13 protein-coding genes, 2 tRNA genes and 2 pseudogenes are annotated in these 21,102 nt (G+C 46.7%); 5 read left to right on the top strand and 12 right to left on the bottom strand.

All coding sequences use genetic code 11. The annotated features are described in order from the left end of the window. From O9300_RS01855 to O9300_RS01845, 3 genes and pseudogenes are all read right to left on the bottom strand, one after another. A pseudogene (locus O9300_RS01855) lies at positions 1-468 on the bottom strand (RNA-guided endonuclease InsQ/TnpB family protein); the annotation flags it as partial. A 219-nt stretch (positions 469-687) separates the two neighbouring features. After that, positions 688-1,258 (bottom strand): annotated as a pseudogene (locus O9300_RS01850) (RNA-guided endonuclease InsQ/TnpB family protein); the annotation flags it as partial. Continuing rightward, on the bottom strand, positions 1,236-1,844 hold the full coding sequence (locus tag O9300_RS01845) for an IS607 family transposase (protein WP_287969699.1): 609 nt from the start codon (positions 1,842-1,844) through the stop codon (positions 1,236-1,238). The pseudogene O9300_RS01850 and the gene O9300_RS01845, both read right to left, overlap by 23 nt. Before the next feature lie 147 nt (positions 1,845-1,991). On the opposite strand from O9300_RS01845, the gene O9300_RS01840 reads away from it, so the two are divergent. From O9300_RS01840 to O9300_RS01830, 3 genes are all read left to right on the top strand, one after another. Next, positions 1,992-2,076 (top strand) — tRNA-Ser (locus O9300_RS01840). Positions 2,077-2,182: 106 nt separating this feature from the next. Then, positions 2,183-2,698: a GNAT family N-acetyltransferase gene (locus O9300_RS01835; protein WP_002736326.1), complete on the top strand. Its 516-nt coding sequence runs from the start codon at positions 2,183-2,185 to the stop codon at positions 2,696-2,698. A gap of 40 nt (positions 2,699-2,738) precedes the next feature. After that, positions 2,739-2,812: transfer RNA gene (locus tag O9300_RS01830), tRNA-Pro, on the top strand. A 219-nt stretch (positions 2,813-3,031) separates the two neighbouring features. On the opposite strand, the gene O9300_RS01825 is transcribed toward O9300_RS01830, so the two are convergent. The 7 genes from O9300_RS01825 to O9300_RS01795 form a co-directional block, all read right to left on the bottom strand. Beyond that, positions 3,032-7,063, bottom strand: a complete 4,032-nt coding sequence (locus O9300_RS01825) for a DNA-directed RNA polymerase subunit beta' (RefSeq protein WP_287969701.1) — start codon at positions 7,061-7,063, stop codon at positions 3,032-3,034. Between the two features lie 216 nt (positions 7,064-7,279). Continuing rightward, the gene (rpoB, locus tag O9300_RS01820; RefSeq protein ID WP_061430915.1) at positions 7,280-10,591 is read right to left on the bottom strand and encodes a DNA-directed RNA polymerase subunit beta; all 3,312 of its coding nucleotides are present in this window, start codon (positions 10,589-10,591) and stop codon (positions 7,280-7,282) included. A gap of 230 nt (positions 10,592-10,821) precedes the next feature. Next, on the bottom strand, positions 10,822-11,601 hold the full coding sequence (locus tag O9300_RS01815; RefSeq protein WP_287732664.1) for a TatD family hydrolase: 780 nt from the start codon (positions 11,599-11,601) through the stop codon (positions 10,822-10,824). Positions 11,602-11,651: 50 nt separating this feature from the next. After that, complete coding sequence (rpsT, locus tag O9300_RS01810; RefSeq protein WP_002737368.1) at positions 11,652-11,945, bottom strand: 30S ribosomal protein S20; 294 nt, start codon at positions 11,943-11,945, stop codon at positions 11,652-11,654. Between the two features lie 214 nt (positions 11,946-12,159). Then, positions 12,160-13,410, bottom strand: coding sequence for an RNA polymerase sigma factor RpoD (rpoD, locus tag O9300_RS01805; protein ID WP_287732663.1), 1,251 nt, complete (start codon positions 13,408-13,410; stop codon positions 12,160-12,162). Between the two features lie 541 nt (positions 13,411-13,951). Continuing rightward, positions 13,952-14,185 carry a hypothetical protein gene (locus tag O9300_RS01800; RefSeq protein WP_287969696.1) on the bottom strand — a complete coding sequence of 78 codons (234 nt, stop codon included), beginning with the start codon at positions 14,183-14,185 and terminating at the stop codon, positions 13,952-13,954. 26 nt (positions 14,186-14,211) lie between these two features. Then, complete coding sequence (locus O9300_RS01795; protein ID WP_287969694.1) at positions 14,212-15,813, bottom strand: 2-isopropylmalate synthase; 1,602 nt, start codon at positions 15,811-15,813, stop codon at positions 14,212-14,214. A 176-nt stretch (positions 15,814-15,989) separates the two neighbouring features. On the opposite strand from O9300_RS01795, the gene O9300_RS01790 reads away from it, so the two are divergent. Both O9300_RS01790 and O9300_RS01785 read left to right on the top strand, forming a co-directional pair. Then, a complete protein-coding gene (locus tag O9300_RS01790) occupies positions 15,990-16,325 on the top strand; it encodes a hypothetical protein (protein WP_002783895.1) in 336 nt (111 codons plus the stop codon). A 266-nt stretch (positions 16,326-16,591) separates the two neighbouring features. Beyond that, positions 16,592-18,151: an FAD-dependent oxidoreductase gene (locus tag O9300_RS01785; protein WP_190721629.1), complete on the top strand. Its 1,560-nt coding sequence runs from the start codon at positions 16,592-16,594 to the stop codon at positions 18,149-18,151. A 15-nt stretch (positions 18,152-18,166) separates the two neighbouring features. On the opposite strand, the gene O9300_RS01780 is transcribed toward O9300_RS01785, so the two are convergent. Both O9300_RS01780 and O9300_RS01775 read right to left on the bottom strand, forming a co-directional pair. Then, on the bottom strand, positions 18,167-19,675 hold the full coding sequence (locus tag O9300_RS01780; RefSeq protein WP_287969692.1) for a helicase C-terminal domain-containing protein: 1,509 nt from the start codon (positions 19,673-19,675) through the stop codon (positions 18,167-18,169). A gap of 223 nt (positions 19,676-19,898) precedes the next feature. Continuing rightward, complete coding sequence (locus O9300_RS01775) at positions 19,899-20,900, bottom strand: PEP-CTERM sorting domain-containing protein (RefSeq protein ID WP_287969690.1); 1,002 nt, start codon at positions 20,898-20,900, stop codon at positions 19,899-19,901. Positions 20,901-21,102 lie beyond the last annotated feature (202 nt).

The raw sequence follows: 21,102 nt of genomic DNA, 5'->3' as shown, positions 1-21,102 counted from the left end.
AACAAAAGAGCATTGTTCACAATCAAAAACTCTTTCGGATAAAGATAGAGACTCTTTTTTGTATCCACAATTGGAACAGATTTTGCTACTGGGGAACCATCTATCAGCTACGATTAACTCCGCACCATACAACTGAGTTTTATAATCAAGTTGTCTCCGGAACTCGTAAAATCCCATGTCTTGAACAGCTTTAGCTAATTTATGATTAGCCATCATTCCAGACACATTTAAATCCTCAATTACTATCTGACCGTGGTTCTTGGCCAGATAATTGGTGAGTTTATGCAACGTATCTTTACGAATGTTAGCTATTTTAAAATGAAATTTAGCGATTTGTCGTTGGGCTTTTTCCCAATTACTTGAACCTTTGATTTTACGTCGGTTTAAGTATTGTAGTCTGGACAGCTTTTTCTCATATTTACGATAACTTTTGGCTCCTTCAAATATCTCCCCTGTTGATAAAGTAGCTAAGGTTAGCTGAATAAATCTAAAAACCTTGTTGGGTAAGACTTTTAGACTTTTTGTCAATCAAAAAGTACCAGATATGGGAGTGGTCGGGGGGAAAATTCCTGGACTTTTTCCCTGAAAATTAGGTAATTTACCCCCTCAAAATGGGTAAAACCCCACACCCCACACCCCACACCCTACACCCTGCCCCTAGGAAAAACTTTTTCAGCAGACCCTAGCTAAAGATTTAACCCCCAGATCACAACCAACCACCTCATAAATTTTATCAGTTGTTTGCTGCTCAATCTCAATCTTAAAACTGATAAACCATCTAGCAGCCTTTTTGCTAATAGTGACAGATTTTGGCTGGCATCTATATGGTAGCCGCTCGTAAGTTTTTAACCAACCAATCCCAGGAACTTTTATCTTTTGATGAGCCACTTTAAGGCTACCATCTAGAGTAAAACTATCCTGTTTACCTTTTTTCTTGAACTTTGGTGGTTTAGCTATCTTTTTGAAGCATCGTTTCCACGCATCAGATAAAGCTCTTAATGCCCATTGAGGAGCGCATTTAGACACTTGATAATACCAATCCTGCTCAGATTTAACTAATGCTACTAACCATTTAGGTCGATCAATAGTCCTAGGAAACTTGATTTTATCTGAGAGGGTTAGCTTTGTTATGAGCCAAGATTTGCTTAGTTAAAGCTAATCCCCAGTTCCAAGCATGATGAGCAGTTCCTGCGTGTTGAGCTAATAATGAGCGTTGTTGATTATTCAGTTTTAATTCAGTCTTGAATCCTAGTAGCAACGTCCCTTAACTCCTCTACGATTTTTCTATTTTTATCACTTCTGGAGCCATACAACCTAGCAGAAAATACAGTAATAATTTCTAAGACATCTGGCACTAAATCCTCCTCAAATGTACTGTCTTCAGTTCGATTGATAATGACAACTTCAGTTCCAAAGTGTTCACACAGACTAAAGATTAATTCACTACCAAATCTAAGCAGTCTATCTTTATGAGTTAAGACTAATCTCTCTACTTTACTATCAACAATCAATCTGATTAATCGCTTTAATCCTTTCTTGTTGTAGTTAAGTCCCGAACCTAGATCGTCTATAATTTCAACTTGCCAACCGTTTTGAGCGCAAAACAGTTCGACAACTTCTTTTTGACGTTCCAAATCCTTTCTTTGGTCATGACTAGAAACACGGCAATAACCAACGGTATAAGAGAGATTCTCTCTTACTCCAAGCAACTGAGAAACGGTATAACGCCGATGTCCGTTAGCGGTTCTTTCGGGTATTAGTTTACCTTCGGACTCCCAACGTCTTAAAGTTGATACGCTTACACCTTTTAATTTAGCCGCTTCTGATATGGTTAACTTACTCATAAAACTATAATAGCACAAGTTGCGAGCAAGTTTAGATAATATTAGTTAGATTTTTGGTTTTTGTTTCTGACCCTTTTCCCTACATTTGCGGAAAATTTTTTGATTTGTGCAAGAGATCTAATGATAAGATATAGATCTGGCTGCCTTGGAGAGGTGGCAGAGTGGTCGATTGCGCTCGACTTGAAATCGAGTAACCAGCAATGGTTCGTGGGTTCAAATCCCACCCTCTCCGTACTCAACCAATCAAATTTGGACTCAGGTTGCCCGATTGTTCGTAGACAGGGGAAAATAAAATATACTAGGCTAAAAGGATAATATTGAGGCAGTAGCCCCCTGGCATGGTTTTTTGGAAAAGATTGTTTAATAGCTCGGAAGTCACTGCATCTCCTGACTATTCGGGAGACTTGGTAGAGGTTGCCCAGAATGACCTCGGACAGACGCGAGTGTTTTTTAGTACCGATCGAGAGCTAGATCTATATGAGTTAGAAGAACTTTGTGACTCGGTAGGTTGGGCCCGTCGTCCTTTACGCAAAGTTAAAAAGGCGATCGAATGTAGTTTTTTAGTGGTGTCGATGTGGGAAGTGCGAGGTAATCGCCGTCGTTTAGTGGGTTTTGCCCGTGCCACTTCCGATCACGCTTTTAATGCTACAGTCTGGGATGTGGTTGTTCATCCTCACTATCAAAGTAAAGGCTTTGGTAAAGCATTAATGAAATTTATGATCAGGAAGTTGCGGGGTGAGGACATCAGTAATATAACTCTTTTCGCCGATCCGCAGGTGGTGGATTTCTATCGTCGTCTCGGTTTTGTTCTCGATCCCGAAGGTATCAAAGGTATGTTTTGGTATCCCGATTAAGAATGCGGATCTTGGGCTATACTAAAAAAGGAGTTTATTTCGGGATGTAGCGCAGCTTGGTAGCGCGCCTGCTTTGGGAGCAGGATGCCGCAGGTTCAAATCCTGTCATCCCGACTTGAGAGAAAATTCTTAAAATCCTAACTTTGTCTCCTTTCCGGTTGACAAAAAAGGCTGCCTTCTTTTATTGCCAAACTCAGGTGAATTAGCCAGAAAATTAGGGAGTTTGGGGAGAGAAGCAGGAGATTCTTGGGGAATAATCGGGGTTTTTCTCGAAAAAAATTGCCCTTGCCTCCCCTTGTCTCCCACTGCTCCTTGTAATATCTCCACAGACGATTATTCTTCTTCTTCGTAATCCTCCTCGAAATCGTCCTCATCTCCTTCCTCATCCGGTTCTGACCAGCGATCGCTGATGGGTTGGCGACTAAAGCGACTGCTGCCGCGGGAGGAGAGGAAAGCCATCTCATCATCCTCTAAATCGACCACATCACCCTCAGCGTAGGCGCGAGCGGTTTGATCGTCAAGAATCATATCGCTATCCTCGTTACTATCGCCGAAACCGGGACGAGGGGGCAAGCCGAGGCCGCCGGGGGGAGCGTAATAGCTACGATTGTTGTAGTTATATTCCTCCTCTGGGGGGGTGTAATCGCTGATCCCCGCCGTGTTTTCGTGGGAATTGAAGCCAGTACCCGCCGGAATCAGACGACCGATAATCACGTTTTCCTTGAGACCCCGTAACCAGTCGGACTTGCCTTCGATCGCCGCTTCGGTGAGGACGCGGGTGGTTTCTTGGAAGGAGGCGGCACTGATAAAGCTATCGGTATTCAAGGAAGCTTTGGTGATCCCCAGTAGTACAGGCGTATATTTAGCTGCCGCCCCACCGGTGATCGACATGGCTTCGTTTACCGTCTCCACCTGTCGCAGTTCCAACAATTCCCCGGGTAACATACTGGTATCGCCGCCGTCATCGATCCGCACCTTAGAGGTCATCTGACGCACGATCACTTCAATATGTTTATCGGCAATATCGATCCCTTGGGATTGGTAAACCGACTGTACCTGATCAACGAGGAACATCTGGGTTTTTTCCAAGGCTTTCAGGGCTGCCTCGTAACTGCCCAGGCTATCCACATAATAATTAAAGAACACCTCTAAAATCTCGTGGGGATTAGCCTGACCATCGGTTAACGCCTGACCCACATCAATACGCTGATTATCGCTCACCAGAGGGTTTTGACTGCCTAAAAGCGGATATTCACTGATCGTGCCGTCATCCTCGACCACCTTAATATCGACGATCTCAGAATCTTGGTACTCCACTTGACAAACTCCCGGTTTGCGTGCCAGGACACAGGCCTCTTTCGGTTTGCGGGCTTCGAGCAGTTCTTCGATTCTCGGCAAACCTTGAATGATATCCCCAGTTTTCGAGCGCTCAAACACCAACAGCACCAAATTATCGCCCCGTTGGACCAGATCTCCCTCGTCGATGTGCAGAATGGCCCCCGCCGATACTCGGTAGGGTCGGGCCTTACGCAGACGGATTTCATAGCCAGTGGCGGTTTTGTCAACGGCCAGCACTTGACCGGAATTGGGGGCTAAAACTTCGGCAGCGATCTCAGCTTCGGCGATTACCAGATCCCCGGCTTTGACGGTGGGAGCAACAGCGAGCGGGAGAATAAACTCGTCACGGTCACTCACAATTAAAAGACGGCGCACCGCTTCGCTACCCTTGCGAATCCCGCGAATTTCTCCAGCTTCCTTACACTGGATTTCGGTTCTGGCCACCACTGCCCCCGGTGGAATTTCATCGCCATCTTGGACGAGAACGCGAGTCTGAATATTACCCCCTAAAGGATCATTATCACTATCTCGACGCAGCACCAGAGATTCGAGAATAACTAACTGTAAACGCTGACAATCGCTGTCCTCGCACCGCTTCGCGGCTCCCTGCGGGATCGGTTCTAACTCGATATCGGCCGTCAGATGGGAGACCGATTCTGGTTCTTCGCCCTTAATTTCTAGGACTAATTGGGTGCTAATCAGTTGACAACCCTCGACGGATTTAACTCTTTCCCCGTCTTTAAAGAAAATGCGCTGCACCGAGCGCAGTTCGATATGTCGTCCTCCTTCTTGGTTAGCGGAACCTTGGGTGGGAGAAGTGGATTGGTCTTGTACGGTGAACTCCTGTACCGGTCGCAGCAGTAATCCCAAACCCTCGTTAGTTTCCACCCATTCCGCTTGCCGTAACTCCTCGATCGTGACTTCGGGAGTCAACTGTGTCCCGGGGTAAATTAACTGTTCTTGGGCAATTCCAGAGGATTCCGGTTCGAGATCCATAAATAACAGCCCCGGTTTGACAATGATCTCCCGGAGGATGTCATTTTTCTGGATGACTTCCACCACACCGCTAGAGTTACAGAAGATGTCTTTAACCACTTCTTCCCCTGCTTCCACATACTGCCCATCTTCCACCTGTAAGAGGGAGATATCTTTATTGACTTCGTGGGTTTCTTCGGGAATCCAGAGGATCGTGCCGCCTTTGGTGATTTCATAACCCTGTTTGCGGCTGCCTTTGGCGACTTCGATATCGACGTATTTAATCATGCCGCCGGTGTGGGTTTGATAGCGATCATCGATTAACTCGGCGACAATGGCATGATTCTGTACTTTTGTCCCCGGAGTGGTTTTCAGCAGGAAGCGTTGACCATCTCCCGTATGAATAATAAACTGTTCCCGACCGGCACTACTTTCTACTTTTACTTCGGCCTGATCCAAGGACACGGAAGCGGTGACGATATCGATTTCCCGGCTATTGGGGGCTAAACGCACCAAACCGCCGTTAGTGGATACCAGCTTAGTTTCCGCTAGAACATCTCCCACTTGTACTTTATCGCCGTTACTGACCACGGGTTCGGCCCCGGTTGGCAGGTTATACACTTCTCCGGAAAGAATCCATAGTAATCCCCCCCGTTGGGCGATGCGGGTGGTGTTGCCTTGGCGATCGGTTTTTTCCTCTGGGACTAATTGGGAGAATAGCACCTCGCCAGCTAAGTCACTGGTTACGTCTTTTGTGGCTTTTTCCGTGGATTTTTGGACTTTATCAGAGGTAATTTCCGCTAGTAACTGTTCCTCGCTTACTGTTGCCCCATCGGTGACGAATAGCAGCGAACCAGGAGTCAAAGAGTAGGTGACAGTTTCTTTAGTTTTATCCTTGGGTGTTAATTTAATTTCCCCCGGTGCCTCCACCTGATCCCGTTCATCCCCGTGGCGAGTTCGCACGTTACGGATACTTAACCCCGGCAGAAAACGCACGGTTCCCTCGAAGGGACTCCGCACTTGCCGGGCTACTTCTCCAGTAAATACGCCCCCGGTGTGGAAGGTACGCATGGTTAACTGAGTCCCCGGTTCCCCGATCGATTGGGCGGCAATAATCCCCACTGCTTCCCCCATATCCACCGGATGACCGTGGGCCAGACTCCAACCGTAACAGGTTTGGCAAACCGAGCGGGCCGCTTCACAGGTTAAGGGGCTGCGGACTTTGATTTTATCGACGAGTCGCCCTAGTTTTTCGGCGGTTTCGTCATCGATAATCTGGTTGCGGGTGGCGATCACTTCTCCATTGACCACCACATCTTCGGCCAAGGAACGACCTAATAAGCGATCGCTTAAGGGAATTAACACGCGATCACCATCGGTCATGGCGGTTAATTCAACATAACGATTAGTGCCACAATCTGCCTCGCGGACGATGACATCTTGGGACACATCGACGAGACGACGGGTCAGATAACCGGAATCTGCCGTCCGTAGGGCTGTATCAACTAAACCTTTGCGCGCCCCGTAGGAGGAAATAACGTATTCGGTAACGGTCAATCCTTCCCGGAAGTTAGTCTTAATCGGGAGGTCGATAATTTCCCCCTGGGGATTAGCCATTAATCCCCGCATTCCCACTAACTGACGCACTTGGCTCATATTACCCCGCGCCCCGGAGAAAGCCATCATATAGACGGAGTTGAGGGGATCGGTCACTTGGAAGTTGCGAATTACTTCATCTTTAAGCGATTCAGATGTACTATTCCAAGTGTCAATTACTTTTTGGAAGCGTTCCACTTCGGTGATTTCCCCGCGCACATAACGCTGTTCGGTTTGCCGGATTTCCTGTTCGGCACTTTCGATCATCTGTCGTTTAGCCGGCGGTACGGTTAAATCATCCACACTAATGGAAACCCCTGCTTTGGTAGCGAAACGAAAACCGAGGTTTTTCAATTCATCGGCCATTTGTGAACAGCGCGCCGAACCGTAGTTTTGATAGGCCCAAGCGATCAGTTTTTTCAGTTTTCCTTTGTCAACAGTTTGGTTATAAAACATCTCGATCCCAGTAACAAGTAAACAGCTATTAGCTATCAGCATTCAGCATTCAGCTATCAGTTAGAAAAGGGAACAGGAAACAGGGAACGGGGAATAGGGAATAGGCAAATTTTTACTTTACTGTCCTTTTTTTGGCTTTTTCCTGGAAAATTCTCTCCTGTCTCCTGACTACTGACTCCTGACTTCTCACTGATAACTGATTACTGATAACTGAAATTACACTTCCGATTCTTCTTCTTCAAGGTCTTCCGTGGTTAAGGATTCGTAGGTGGGGCGAGAGGGGGCGCGACGGCCGACATCGACCATCAGATCCACCTCCACATCGCGGGAAGTACCATCGGGGGCATTTTCCACCTTGTGAACGGCGATATCGAGGCCGAGGGATTGCAATTCTCGCATCAAAACCTTAAAGGATTCTGGCGTACCCGGGCGGGGAATCGGCTTGCCTTTTACGATCGCATTTAAAGCCTCATTCCGTCCTTGCATATCATCGGATTTTACCGTTAGCAATTCCTGCAAGGTATAGGCGGCCCCGTAGGCCTCCAGGGCCCAGACTTCCATTTCTCCGAAGCGCTGACCCCCCTGTTGAGCTTTACCGCCCAGGGGTTGCTGGGTAACCAAGGAGTAGGGACCGGTAGAACGGGCGTGAATTTTATCATCAACCAGGTGAACCAGTTTTAACATATAGGCCATACCGACGGTAACGGGACGGTCAAAGGGTTCGCCGGTGCGACCATCGTAAACCGTGACTTTGCCGGCGTGTTCTTCCTTGAACACCCAATCGCGATTGGGTTTTTTCGAGGCACTTTCTAGCAATCCGTGGACGGTTAAACGGCTGGCTTCTTCCCCATACATTTCATCAAAGGGAGTAATCTTAAAGCGTACGCCCAGATTTTCCCCGGCCCAACCCAGTAAACATTCAAACACCTGACCGACGTTCATGCGACTGGGAACCCCCAGGGGATTGAGAACGATATCGACGGCACGACCATCGGGGAGGTAGGGCATATCTTCTAGGGGCAGAATGCGAGAAATAATCCCTTTATTGCCGTGACGACCCGCCATTTTATCGCCCACTTGGATTTTGCGTTTTTGGGCAACGTAGACCCGTACCACCATATTGGCCCCGGGGGGTAATTCATCCCCCTGTTCGCGGGTAAATACCCGCACATCCACTACCCGGCCTTTTTCGCCGTTGGGAACGCGCAGAGAGTTATCCCGTACATCCCGTGCCTTTTCGCCGAAAATCGCCCGCAGTAGTTTTTCTTCGGGGGGTTGATCCGATTCGCCTTTCGGGGTGACTTTCCCCACGAGGATATCGCTGGCTTCTACCCAGGCACCGATGCGAATAATGCCGCGTTCATCGAGGTTTCGCAGGGCATCTTCACCGACGTTGGGAATTTCCCTGGTGATTTCCTCCGGTCCAAGTTTAGTTTGACGGGCTTCGATTTCGTATTTTTCGATGTGGATACTGGTATAGACATCTTGTGCCACCAGTCTTTCACTGATTAAAATCGCGTCTTCGTAGTTATAGCCTTCCCAGGGCATATAGGCGACGAGGATATTCTGTCCGAGGGCGATTTCCCCTCCTTCGGTGGCGGAACCATCGGCGAGGATCTGCCCGGGGACAACCTGTTCCCCTTGATAGACTAAAGGACGCTGATTTAAGCAGGTATCTTGGTTAGAGCGTTGATATTTTTGAATTTCGTACTCGATCTCGCTCTTGCCGAAAATCTCTTTGTCTTCATCCGCCACTTTGATGCGAATCCGGTTAGCATCGACGTAGGAAACGACCCCATTGGTACGGGAAACGATGACCATACCAGAGTCGCGAGCGGCCTGTGCTTCCAATCCGGTACCCACAAGGGGACGTTCGGGACGCAGCAGGGGAACCGCTTGTCGTTGCATATTAGAACCCATGAGGGCGCGGTTAGCGTCGTCGTGTTCGAGGAAGGGAATCAGGGAAGTTGCCACCGAGACAATTTGGACGGGGGAAACACAAACGTAGTCCACTTGTTCGGGGGAAGTGGTGGAGAATTCCTGCCGATAGCGCACCGGGATAGTTTCGCCGAGGATATAACCATTTTCATCAGTGGCCACGTCTCCGGGTGCCACCCGCAGATCGTCTTCTTCGTCGGCGGTTAGGTATTTAACGGGGAGATCATAGCGGACTCGGCCATTTTCCACCACATAACAGGGGGTTTCAATAAAACCGTAGTCGTTGACGCGAGCGTAGGTGGCCAGGGAACCGATTAAACCGGCGTTGGGACCTTCTGGGGTTTCCACCGGACAAATGCGACCGTGGTGGGAGGGGTGGATGTCGCGCACGGCAAAACCGGCCCGTTCCCGGGTGAGACCGCCGGGGCCGAGGGCGGAAATGCGGCGTTTATGGGTCAATTCCGCTAGGGGATTGGTTTGATCCATGAACTGGGAGAGTTGCGAGGAACCAAAGAATTCTTTAATCGCCGCTACTAGGGGTTTCGGGTTGACTAGGGAAGCGGGGGTGAGGTTTTGGGATTCGCTGACGGTCATCCGTTCCCGAATGATTCTTTCTAAGCGGTTTAAACCCACTCGCACTTGGTTTTGTAGCAGTTCACCCACGGAACGGACGCGACGGTTGCCGAGGTGGTCGATGTCGTCGGTGTTGCCGATGTCAAATTCGAGGTTAATTAGGTAGTCGATCGCTGCTAAGATGTCGGTGGTGGTCAGAACGCGCTGGTTATCGGGGACGTTGAGGCGTAGTTTTTTGTTGAGTTTATAACGACCAACGCGACCGAGATCGTAGCGTTTATTGTCAAAAAAGCGCGATTCGAGCAGTTGTTGCCCGCCGGTGACGGTGGGAGGTTCCCCAGGGCGTAGTTTGCGGTACAGGTCGAGGAGGGCCTCTTCTTCGCTGGGATTGCCTTCTTTGTCGAGGGTTTTTTGGTAGAATTCGGGGTGGCGTAGGGAGTCAAAGATTTCGTTATCGCTCAATCCGATCGCTTTCAGGAGAACTTGGGCGGATAATTTGCGGGTTTTGTCGATTCTGACCCAGACTAAGCCGTTTTTGTCGGTTTCAAATTTTAACCAAGCTCCTCGGTTGGGAATCAGGGAAGCGGAGTAGGTACGGCGACCATTTTTGTCGATTTCGGCCTTGTAGTAAACACCGGGAGAACGGACGATCTGATTGACGATGACTCGTTCGGCCCCGTTAATGATAAAGGTTCCCCGTTCGGTCATCAGGGGTAAATCGCCGATAAAGACTTCCTGTTCGATGTTTTCTCCCGTTTCTTTGTTGATTAGACGGGTGGGAACGTACATCTGAACGGAATAGGTGCTATCGCGTCGTTTGGCTTCATCGACGTTGTATTTCGGTTCTTTGAGTCTGTAGTCCTGGCCGAGGAAATGTAGTTCTAATTTACCTGTATAGTCGCTGATGGGGGAAAAGCTATTCAGTTCCTCGATTAGTCCTTCTTCCAAAAACCACCGAAAACTGGAGTGTTGGATTTCGATGAGGTCGGGTAAAAGGTTAAAGGTAAGATTGTTCATTATGGTTACAAGGGCTGATGACACGATAGCGACGGTCGGGAATTGCTCTCGGAGATCGGGGTTTTTAGGGGTTGGGTTTTGGGGTTTTAGGGTTTTAGGGTGTTGGGGTTTTAGGGTTTTAGGGTTTTGGGGTTTTAGGGTTTTGGGGTTTTAGGGTTTTAGTTGAATTCCCCCATTTCCCCATTTCCCCATTTCCCCGTCCCCTGCTCTGTGCTAATAAACTATGTTTTTTAACTGGGGAGTTGAAATAAGTTGCGGGCGTTCTGGGTGGTTTGTTCGGCTAGGGTTTCGACCGGATAGCCGCGCAGACGGGCGACGGTTTCGGCCACATGGAAGACGAAAGAGGGTTCACAAGGTTTACCGCGGTGGGGATTGGGTGAGAGAAAGGGGCAATCGGTTTCGATCAGTAGGCGATCGCTGGGGACAATTTGGGCGGCAGCTTGCACGGTTTTACTGTTTTTGAAGGTGACAATGCCGCTAAAGCTGATGTAAAAACCCAAATCTAAAAACCATTGAGTTTCTTCGGGGTTGCCAGTCCAGCAGTGCATCACGCCGCGAATTTTGCCCACTTGTTGCCGAAAGGCGATGATTTCCTCCCGCATGACCGGGGCTGCATCTCGACAATGGATAATCACGGGTTTATCGAGACGATGGGCGATTTCTAATTGCGTCCAAAAGACCTGTTTTTGCTGCTCTTGATTATCCGCTTTATAGAAGTCTAAACCCATTTCCCCGATCGCCACGACGCGCCGATCAGATCGGGCTAGGGATTCGATCTGATCGGCACTATTATCTCGCCATTTTTGGGCATCTAGGGGATGTAAACCGACGGCGAAGGAAATTTCCTCAAATTGATCGGCAATGGCTTTAATCGCTGCAAACTCCTCCGGTTCGACACAGGAGTGAACCAGATGAACGACTCCCACACTTCGCCAACGTTCGGAGATAGCGGGCAAGTCGGCTTGCAAAACGTCAAAGTTCAAATGAACGTGCGTATCTATTAATTGCATCGACCCCCGATCGCTTGTTGCGTCTGTCCTGATTACAGCTTACTCGTTTCTTAGGAAGCTTGGCTAACTTTTTGCAAAGCTTTGGCTAAACCGGCTTTTTTTCTAGCGCCGTTGTTCCGGTGCAAGACGTTGCGCTTGACGGCTTTATCGATTTTACTGTAAGCTTCCGATAGAGCTTGTTGGGCGCTTTCTAGCCCTTCTGGGCTGGGGTTGGCTCCGTAGGCCGAGACAGCGACAAGACATTTTTTGATCAGGGTTCTTACGGCTGACTTGTACGCTTTGTTGCGGAGACGATTTCTTTCGGAGATTTGGACTCGTTTGAGTGCAGACTTTGTATTAGCCACAGTCGTTTCTTGTTCTCAATACTGGTATGGTTAATCGGGACACAGACAAACCATAATAACAGATTTGTGCTATTTGTTGCAAGAGTTTTCTGGACAAGATTGGGGCAACCCCAGAGATATTTTCAGGATTAGGTTCCCACCGATGGGGAAGTGTAGATGACTGTAAAACTGAGTCTCCTTGAGGCTCAGTTTCTAGTTTTTTAAGGACGGGAAGTTAACGAATGTACTCTTTGAGGATACTATTACGGTTAGGGTGACGCAGTTTCCGCAGGGCCTTGGCTTCTATTTGACGAATGCGCTCGCGAGTGACGTTGAAAATCTGGCCGATTTCTTCGAGTGTTTTCATCCGGCCGTCATCTAAACCGTAGCGCAGACGCAGCACATCGCGTTCGCGAGGACTAAGGGTATCGAGGACGTTTTCTAAATCCTCGCGTAATAAATTTTTAGAAACTTCATCTTCTGGGGTTTCCCCATCCGCTTCGATAAAGTCTCCTAAACGGGAATCTTCTTCTTTACCGATGGGAGTCTCTAGAGAAATAGGTAATTGGGCAGATTTAGCAATAAAACGCAGTTTTTCAATGGTCATCTCCATCTTGGTGGCGATTTCTTCCTCGGTGGGTTTGCGACGCATTTCCTGAGAAAGAATCTTGGTGGTTTTTTTGATCCGGGAGATGGTTTCGTAGAGGTGGACGGGAAGTCTAATGGTGCGGGATTGATCGGCGATCGCCCGGGTGATGGCTTGACGAATCCACCAAGTGGCATAGGTGGAGAATTTATAACCCTTTTCGTGGTCGAATTTTTCGGCGGCGCGGATCAAACCGAGGGAACCTTCTTGAATTAAATCTTGGAAGGAAAGACCGCGATTCATGTATTTCTTGGCGATGGAAACCACTAAACGCAGGTTCGATTGTACCATTTTTTCCTTAGCGCGACGACCATGGTACAAACGACGCTTAAAGGCCGATAAGTATTCCTTTGATTTCGCCAGCCATTCTTCCACCAGGGGAGCCATTAGCTCCGTCTTACCTAAATAAGCCTTAATATCCGATAATTTCGGTTCTTTTTCCGATTTTTCTGCGATAATTTTTTCGATGTGCTCGAACAAGAACACCTGTTTTCCCCATTCAGCATCGGTATAGAGGCGAAAATCTTCGCGAATACGTTCTAATTTCAGTAGATCGGCGATTTTTCTCGCTAATTCGATCTCCTCCTCCGCTCTCAATAACCGAATCCTGCCGATCTCTTGCAGATAAATCCGAATCGAATCTTCCGTATAGGGTTTTTTTCTGGCCGCGTCGCGACGACGAGCGCTGGCAAGGCGGCGGGTTTTTTTGCCATCGTTGCTATCGCTGGTTTCTTCTAGCTCTAACTCGATATCCTCATCATCGAAGTCTTCGTCTAGGTCAATCAAATCTAAATCCAATTGCGGCTCGGTAAGGGTTAGTACATTGTGGGCCTGCGTCATGCCGTTTTCCTCTTGCTCCTTCTGTGCAAAACTAGAAGATCGAATCTCAATCTAGGTGATACTGAACGAATTTGTGTCTCCAATCCGAGACGGGGAAAGACTTTTCCGATTGTAGCTTTAATTACAACAAATGGGAGAAGATCTTTGCTTAAATTCTCTTGTGTCGATGCGATTTTAGCGACACGGAATGCTGTTTTAGCTCGGTCAATTCATAATCTGGCTCCTGCAAAAATTGGGTAAATGGCTGGAGGAATGAAATCCGATCACCCGATTGTCTGCGGTGTTGACCGGATAGCTAACAATCAAAGGAATTATGGGGTGGGTTAACTGTTCCCAATGGCAAGGGGAACAGCATCCCTATTGGCCCTTGCTAATTCCTTTAGTCCTTAGCCATTGTATTTAATTTGATCGGATTCTTACGGATAAATTTCATCCCTCATTGCTTTTAGGGGAATCTGGTTTTGGTACATATGCACCATGATAATAGAGCGCAAGCTCATAATATTAACTTAGCAACATTTTAGAAATTTGCGAGACAAATTTAAGATTTTCTCCAACAGTGCCATGGGGAGTGGGGAGTGGGGTTTTGGGGAAGTGGGGTTTTGGGGAAGTGGGGTTTTGGGGAGGTGGGGTGTGGGGTGTGGGGTGTGGGGTGTGGGGAGAATAAATAAAATAATCTCCTGTCTCCTGAATCCTGTCTCCTAAATCCTGAATCCTGTCTCCTGTCTCCTGTCTCCTGTCTCCTGAATCCTGACTCGGAGACTCCTAACCCCACCGACCAACTTGTTCAGCAAACCCTATCTAGACTTGTAGCATTTCTGGGGTTTTTTCCTTCTGCTGCAGTGCGACGTGGAGACGGTTTAAGGCGCTGACGTAGGCACGAGCGGAGGCGACAATAATATCGGTATCGGCCGTGCGAGCAGAATAGGTGCGTCCTTCGTAACGGAGACGGATAGTCACTTCTCCTAAAGCATCGATTCCCTCGGTAACTTCCCGCACCGAGAAAGAGATTAATTCGTTAGGAATCTGCACCACTCGATCAATCGCTTTGCAGAGAGCATCCACTGGCCCTGTCCCAATGGCCGCATCGGATAACTCGCTACCGTCGGGAGTGCGAATCGTTACCGTGGCCGTGGGCCGGGCGCTATTCCCACAGGACACTTGTACTAATTCAAGGCGGAAGTGATCGGGAACCGTATCGATTTCATCGTTAACAATAGCTTCTAGATCGCGATCGGTGATTTCCTTTTTGCGATCAGCCATTTCTTTAAACTGGATAAAAGCGTTATTAAGTTCCGTTTCCGAAAGTTCAAAACCCAATTCCTGTAAACGAGAGCGGAAAGCGTTGCGGCCAGAGAGTTTACCGAGGACGATCTGATTATGGGTTAAACCGATCGATTCTGCATCCATAATCTCATAGGTGAGTTTATGTTTTAACACCCCGTCCTGATGGATTCCCGACTCGTGTGCGAAAGCGTTAGCACCGACGATCGCCTTATTCGGTTGCACGATCATGCCGGTAAGATTAGAAACTAGGCGAGAAGTGCGATAGATTTCCTTGGTGTTGATCTTGGTTAAAGGTTCCGTGGACTCTGCTGGACGACCAAGGAAAGGATTAAAATAGGAGCGCCGGACATGAAGGGCCATCACTAACTCTTCTAGGGAAGCATTACCGGCGCGCTCACCGATACCGTTAATGGTGCATTCCAACTGACGAGCGCCATTTTTAACTGCTTCGAGGAAATTAGCCACCGCTAACCCTAAATCGTCGTGACCATGGACGGAGATAATCGCTTGGTCGATATTGGGGACATTTTCCTTAATTCCCCGGATTAAAGCCCCAAATTCTCTGGGGGTGGTGTAACCGACGGTATCGGGAATGTTAACGGTGGTGGCTCCTGCGGCGATCGCTCTTTCGAGGACTTGATAGAGGAATTCGGGATCGCTGCGGCCGGCATCTTCGGGGGAAAATTCCACATCATCAACGAAGGATTTGGCATAGGCCACCATTTCCGGCACAATCTCAAGAACTTCCTGACGAGTCTTCTTAAGTTTGTATTGGAGGTGGATATCGGATGTGGCTAGGAAGGTGTGAATTCTGGGCTTGGCGGCGGGTCTGAGCGCATCGGCGGCAGATTTGATATCTTTTTGAGTAGTGCGGGCTAATCCGCAAATAATCGGGCTATCAGCTTCGCTGCCGACGCTGCCGGCAATTTTCTGTACAGCTTCAAAGTCCCCCGGACTAGCGTGGGGAAAACCCGCTTCAATGACATCAACTCCCAGTCGTGCCAGTGCGCGGGCTATGGTTAGCTTCTCATCCACATTTAAAGCGGCACCCGGGGACTGTTCCCCATCTCGAAGGGTGGTATCGAAGATAATCACACGGTCTGGACTGGTATTCATAGTTTTTTTGTACCGTTAACGAACTTGGGAGTTGTTCCTCTGATTATAGCAGCCGGGGCCGAGGGGGTTGTTAAGGAAAATTGCGCTGAGAATTTCTCGACTTGCTCGCGCTTTTCCGGCTTGCCCTTTTTTTGGCTACCATAGAGGATATGGATAAATTGGCGAGGGAGTTAACAATGTTTGGCAAACCAGCGAAAGAACCGAACCCACCGGAGGTAAAAGACCTACAGGAGGTGATGTTTTCGATTAAGCAAAATCTCGAACCAGATCAGGATAAAACTGATATTAATCTTGTGGAGACTCCCCCGCCAGAGGTGGTTACTGTAGTTGAAAATATTAGTAAAATTCTCTCTCCCTATTTTATCGTTTTGGTGGGTTTATTTCTCTATGATCGGAATAGTTTTATCGGTTTTTTGTTAGTCTTTACGGGAGTTTTAGCAATTTTCGGAGTTTCTCTCAAGGATATTAATAAACTCATTGAAGAAGGGAAAAAGTTTTTCCAATCTAAATAGGTTTCTCGTATAGAGCAGTTATCTTAATGGTGAGATGGCCAGTCTCTAATGTTAGGAAACGGCTAGAAGGGAGCTTTTTTAAGTGAGCAGTAAACAGTGAACTGATACTAAATCCAGTTATTAAAAACTGATTATTTATTCTCCCCTTTGCATGAGTGCCTCTTGCATGAGTGCCTGTCCTGATATGTAACCTATACTCAACGGATTTAGTATGATAACTGAAAACTCACATCTGATAACTGATAACTGATAACTGATATAAGATTATGTCTTTAGTTGCATCTTTACTTGATCGAGTATCTCCTCAGAGTTTACAACAATTGCGGGCCAGCGATCGAGCTTGGCAAGCTTTGCGCTTAGAAAATCCGGTTATTCCTGCGGTAATTAATCAAAGTCAAGAATCTTTAGGAGAGACGGATTTTGATCTAGTGATTGCGGGGGGAACTTTGGGAATTTTCATCGGGGCTGCTTTGCAAACTAGGGGCTGGCGTGTGGCATTATTAGAAAGAGGTATTCTGCGCGGTCGTGAGCAGGAGTGGAATATTTCACGTTTAGAATTAAGCAGTTTTTTAGAGTTAGATTTATTGACCGAAGCTGAATTAAATCAAGCGATAGCGACGGAATATAATCCTGGGAGGGTGGGATTTTATCAAGGTTATGAGCTTTGGGTCAGAGATATTTTAAATATCGGTGTTGATCCGGTTTATTTGCTAGAGACTTTAAAAACTAAGTTTTTAGAAGCGGGAGGAAAGTTATTAGAAAATTCGGGGTTTAGCGGGGCGATTATTCATCCAGATGGAGTAATGGTTAAAACGGGAGAAATGACTTTAAAAACCCGTTTATTAATCGATGCCATGGGTCATTTTTCAGCAATTGCAAAACAGGCAAGAAAAGGAGAAAAACCGGATGGAGTTTGTTTAGTGGTGGGTAGTTGCGGTCAGGGTTTTCCCAGTAATGAAACTGGTGATTTGATTTATTCTTTTACCCCAATCTTGCACCAATGTCAATACTTTTGGGAAGCATTTCCCGCTAGGGATGGTCGGACAACTTATTTATTTACCTATCTCGATACCCATCCCGATCGCTTTAGTTTAGAATTTTTGATGGAGGAGTATTTAAGATTACTGCCGGAGTATCAAAAGGTGGATTTAGAAGCGGTAAAATTTCAGCGTTTTCTAGCGGGTTTTTTCCCTGCCTATCGTCAAAGTCCTTTAAAGATGCCTTGGTCAAGAATTCTGGCAGTGGGAGATAGTAGCGGTAGTCAATCTCCGGTAAGTTTTGGTGGTTTTGGGGCAATGGTCAGACATTTAAAAAGGCTAACTTTTGCCATCGAGGAAGCTTTACAAATCGATGCTTTAAACCGAGAAGATTTAGCCCTTTTACAACCATATCAACCTAATATATCGGTAACGTGGCTATTTCAAAAAACCATGAGTGTCCAGATATATGCTAACCCTAATCCCAATCAAATTAATGACTTAATGAGTGGAGTTTTTCGGGTAATGGATAAGTTGGGAGATGAGGTCTTAAAACCATTTTTACAGGATGTGGTGCAGTTTTCTTCCCTCTCAAAAACTTTGCCTTTGGTTAATCCTCAATTAGTTTTACCGATGATTCCGCAAGTGGGTATCAGTCCTTTTATCGATTGGACGGGACATTATTTTAATTTAGCTTTGTATAGTGGTTTATATCCCTTGGCAGCCACCTTAAAACCTGTTTTAGAAAAGTTACCCGACAAGCAAAAATATCTTTACCATCGTTATTTAGACAGTTGGAAATATGGCTCTGGGGGAGATTTTATCAGTAAACTGATAACTGATAACTGATAACTGATAACTGATTTAATCTTTATCTTGAAAAAATTGTTGATCGAGATAATTAACTTTAGCATAGGGTTCTAAAGCGGAGAGAATTTGTCGGCCATAACTGCGGGCATTGACACGATTATCGAGGACAGCCACACAACCTTGACACTCCCGGAGAGACTGGACAGATTGCTGAATTTCCCTCACTGCTGTGGGTAAAAGATAGGCACGAAACCAGTCGAGATGTTGTCGTTTGTAGTAAGCAATTTTGCCAGCAACGAGAGGATTTTCGGGGGATGGTAAGGGTAAAGTAGCGATAATTAATAAACTGGGAGTCGGAAATTTTTCTTGATGGGTTTGCCAGAATTGCCAACCACAAACCAGAATAGTATTATTATTAATCTCAGTTTTTTCCACTTGCACTCGCGAACCGTAATCGGCTGCGATTTGGGTGGCAATTTGTGCCTTGAGGGGAACATCTTCAATGAGGATTACTATCGGTTGTTCACTGGTATGATTAGCGCTAACTAATTCTCGCACTTGCTTTAATAACATCGGTTGAAATTCGGGTGTGTTGGGGGCGCTGATGCGATCGGGTAGATATAAATGAATATATTCACTTTCGCGATCAGCTGCAAACTTTAGAGTTAAAATATCTCCGATACCCTGATTTTGACGGTATAAATTAGCGGATTTTTCGCTATCTAAAAAACTGCCGATTAAAACAAAGGGTTGCTGCTGCCAAATCGGTTTGAAAAAACTAGCCACCTCCAAAGGACTGATTTTTAGGGTAAATTCTTCTCGATCTCGATCTACTGATGTCCAGAGGAGATAATTATGCTCGGGGATTTTTGCCGCTAAAAGTTGCCAAGCAGAATCAGTGGCTAAGTCTTGATCCAAGCGTTGCAGGAGAGCAATTATATATTCTTTTTCTTTGGCATCAATAAGATAGCAATTATAGGGATTAATGGGATGACCAAGAATACTTTGGCCAAGTTGTGCTTTAATTAAGTCTATAACCTCTCTATGCTGGGGATATGCTGACCCTAAAGCGAACCATTGTTCGGGAGTAATGGTGACGGTGAGATAATCTACTAGACAAGTTTCTAAATCTTCGGCTCGATCGATTATCGTCGGGATATTTTGGGGAAAATGACCGAGATTGTCCAATTTATCCTCTAACCATTGTTGGGGTGTGGTGAGGAGTAAACCGGTAAAATTAGCGGGAAAGCGATCACTTTTGAGGATATCTCGCTGAGTTTGTAACCATGCTTGCAGATGGGGGATTTCCACTTCTAACAGTAGGTTGACTTCTGACTCCGGGGCAACAATTAGAACAGGTGTATTAGCTAAAAGAGCCGGGGTGAGATAACTGAGACAATAACGGGTGAGAGTAGTTCCAGTTTGTATGAGAGAGGAACGTTTTAGGCGTAAAGCTCTAGCCACCAGTCGCCCCATAGTGAGATGATGAGACCAGTAAAAGCGCCCTTGTTCCCGTAAAAAAGCGCGCAGGGAAGAATGAACCGCTGCTTCTAATAAAACCATCTCATCTCAGTTATTGGTTATCAGTGATCGATCATAGCCTTGATTTTGCCACTGATTGCACTCCGAGAGTCCTGAAGGGGTGATTTATACCATTTTTCAAAAGTAATAGCAGAGATGGTTAATTGCCCTCACCCCCAACCCCTATCCCAGAAAGGGAGAGGGGAGTAGGAGGCAAGAGGCACTCTTGCCTCATCTCAACAAGCAATTTAAATTCGCGGGCAGCTTAGGATTTTTGACCACGACGAGATAGTAAGATACCGATGGCACCGATACCGAAAATACCCAGTGTCATCGATGGTTCGGGGATAGGAGCGGGACTGATGGTGATAAACATTCCAAAAACGTTATCATCATTGCTTGGGTTTTTTGTTGTTAAGCGAAGGAAGGTATCTCCAGGTAAGATAAAAGGAGCGGGATTAGCGCTATTGCCAAGAGCGAGGTTGTAGTATTCGTCATCTGGATTAGTGTGCATAGGGTTAGCGGTTGGGTCGACATTGGCAGGATTATCACCTATTCCCCCAACAGTTATTAAGTTTCCATTGTCTGAGAGTTCACCAGTAGTGCGGTCATCCGCCCCTCCTGCACTTGTGGTCAATCGTCGATTATTGGTCGAATTAGTGGTTACGTCAATCTGGGTGAATTGCCCACTCGGTTGACGGCTGAAACTAGAGGCGAGTGAAACCAGAAAATCTCCTCCAGTGTAAGGACTAGCAAAATTAAACTGAACTGTGTCTCCTGTGGTGGACAGTTCCCCGTCCAAGATAACGGAGGTAAAACCTTGGGTAGAAGGATTGCTGTAGGCAACAACAAGAACCTCACCATCGTTATCGCCATTCTCAACGATATTAAAGTTTTGGAGTCCTCCCGTAAAAGATGAGGCGATGATACTGGTAACATCCCAACGGGCGGTGGTAGCTGGGTTACTATTCGGACTAAGAATAGTTGCTGAACTCACGGGAAGTGTCGTCCCATGAAAAATTACGTCGTAAACTGGACTGCTATCCCAGACGGAAGCGGCATAGAGATAAGCCCTCTGAATAGTAGAACCTGTGGGTATATTGGCTTGAATAACTCCGTTGTTAGAGAGGCTTCCGAAGCCGTCAATAGAAAGGGCAGCGTCGGGAATGACTTCTCGTACTATGAAACCAGCGGAAGCAGGGGCAATGTTTAGGCAAAGTCCAAAAGTAATCCCTAGGGGGAGCAATGAATAAGCAAGTTTTTTCATGATGAGCAACTGGCAACAACTTTCAGATTATAGCGTTTATAATGAAGATGAAGTATGGCGGTATTTGTCATCATCTCTGGACGATCAGATAATATTCCGACGTTCCGCCGTTCCGTCGTTCTCTAAAACCAGAAACTTCGTATCTCACTGTTAAGATAACTGCTAATAGACTGCATATCTATTCATAATTTGTTTAAGTCAA

Origin of the sequence: Microcystis sp. LE19-195.1E (genome assembly GCF_027532095.1) — a bacterium.
Classification (GTDB): Bacteria; Cyanobacteriota; Cyanobacteriia; order Cyanobacteriales; family Microcystaceae; genus Microcystis; species Microcystis aeruginosa.
Note: the sequence above shows the minus strand (reverse complement) of the source record. Positions and strands in the feature narration are given on the sequence as shown.

Bases quoted from the DNA above. Each gene is read 5' to 3' on its own strand.
- O9300_RS01845 (WP_287969699.1), bottom strand. From the start codon at position 1,844: ATGAGTAAGTTAACCATATCAGAAGCGGCTAAATTAAAAGGTGTAAGC.
- O9300_RS01835 (WP_002736326.1), top strand. From the start codon at position 2,183: ATGGTTTTTTGGAAAAGATTGTTTAATAGCTCGGAAGTCACTGCATCT.
- O9300_RS01825 (WP_287969701.1), bottom strand. From the start codon at position 7,063: ATGTTTTATAACCAAACTGTTGACAAAGGAAAACTGAAAAAACTGATC.
- rpoB (WP_061430915.1), bottom strand. From the start codon at position 10,591: ATGAACAATCTTACCTTTAACCTTTTACCCGACCTCATCGAAATCCAA.
- O9300_RS01815 (WP_287732664.1), bottom strand. From the start codon at position 11,601: ATGCAATTAATAGATACGCACGTTCATTTGAACTTTGACGTTTTGCAA.
- rpoD (WP_287732663.1), bottom strand. From the start codon at position 13,410: ATGACGCAGGCCCACAATGTACTAACCCTTACCGAGCCGCAATTGGAT.
- O9300_RS01795 (WP_287969694.1), bottom strand. From the start codon at position 15,813: ATGAATACCAGTCCAGACCGTGTGATTATCTTCGATACCACCCTTCGA.
- O9300_RS01790 (WP_002783895.1), top strand. From the start codon at position 15,990: ATGTTTGGCAAACCAGCGAAAGAACCGAACCCACCGGAGGTAAAAGAC.
- O9300_RS01785 (WP_190721629.1), top strand. From the start codon at position 16,592: ATGTCTTTAGTTGCATCTTTACTTGATCGAGTATCTCCTCAGAGTTTA.
- O9300_RS01780 (WP_287969692.1), bottom strand. From the start codon at position 19,675: ATGGTTTTATTAGAAGCAGCGGTTCATTCTTCCCTGCGCGCTTTTTTA.
- O9300_RS01775 (WP_287969690.1), bottom strand. From the start codon at position 20,900: ATGAAAAAACTTGCTTATTCATTGCTCCCCCTAGGGATTACTTTTGGA.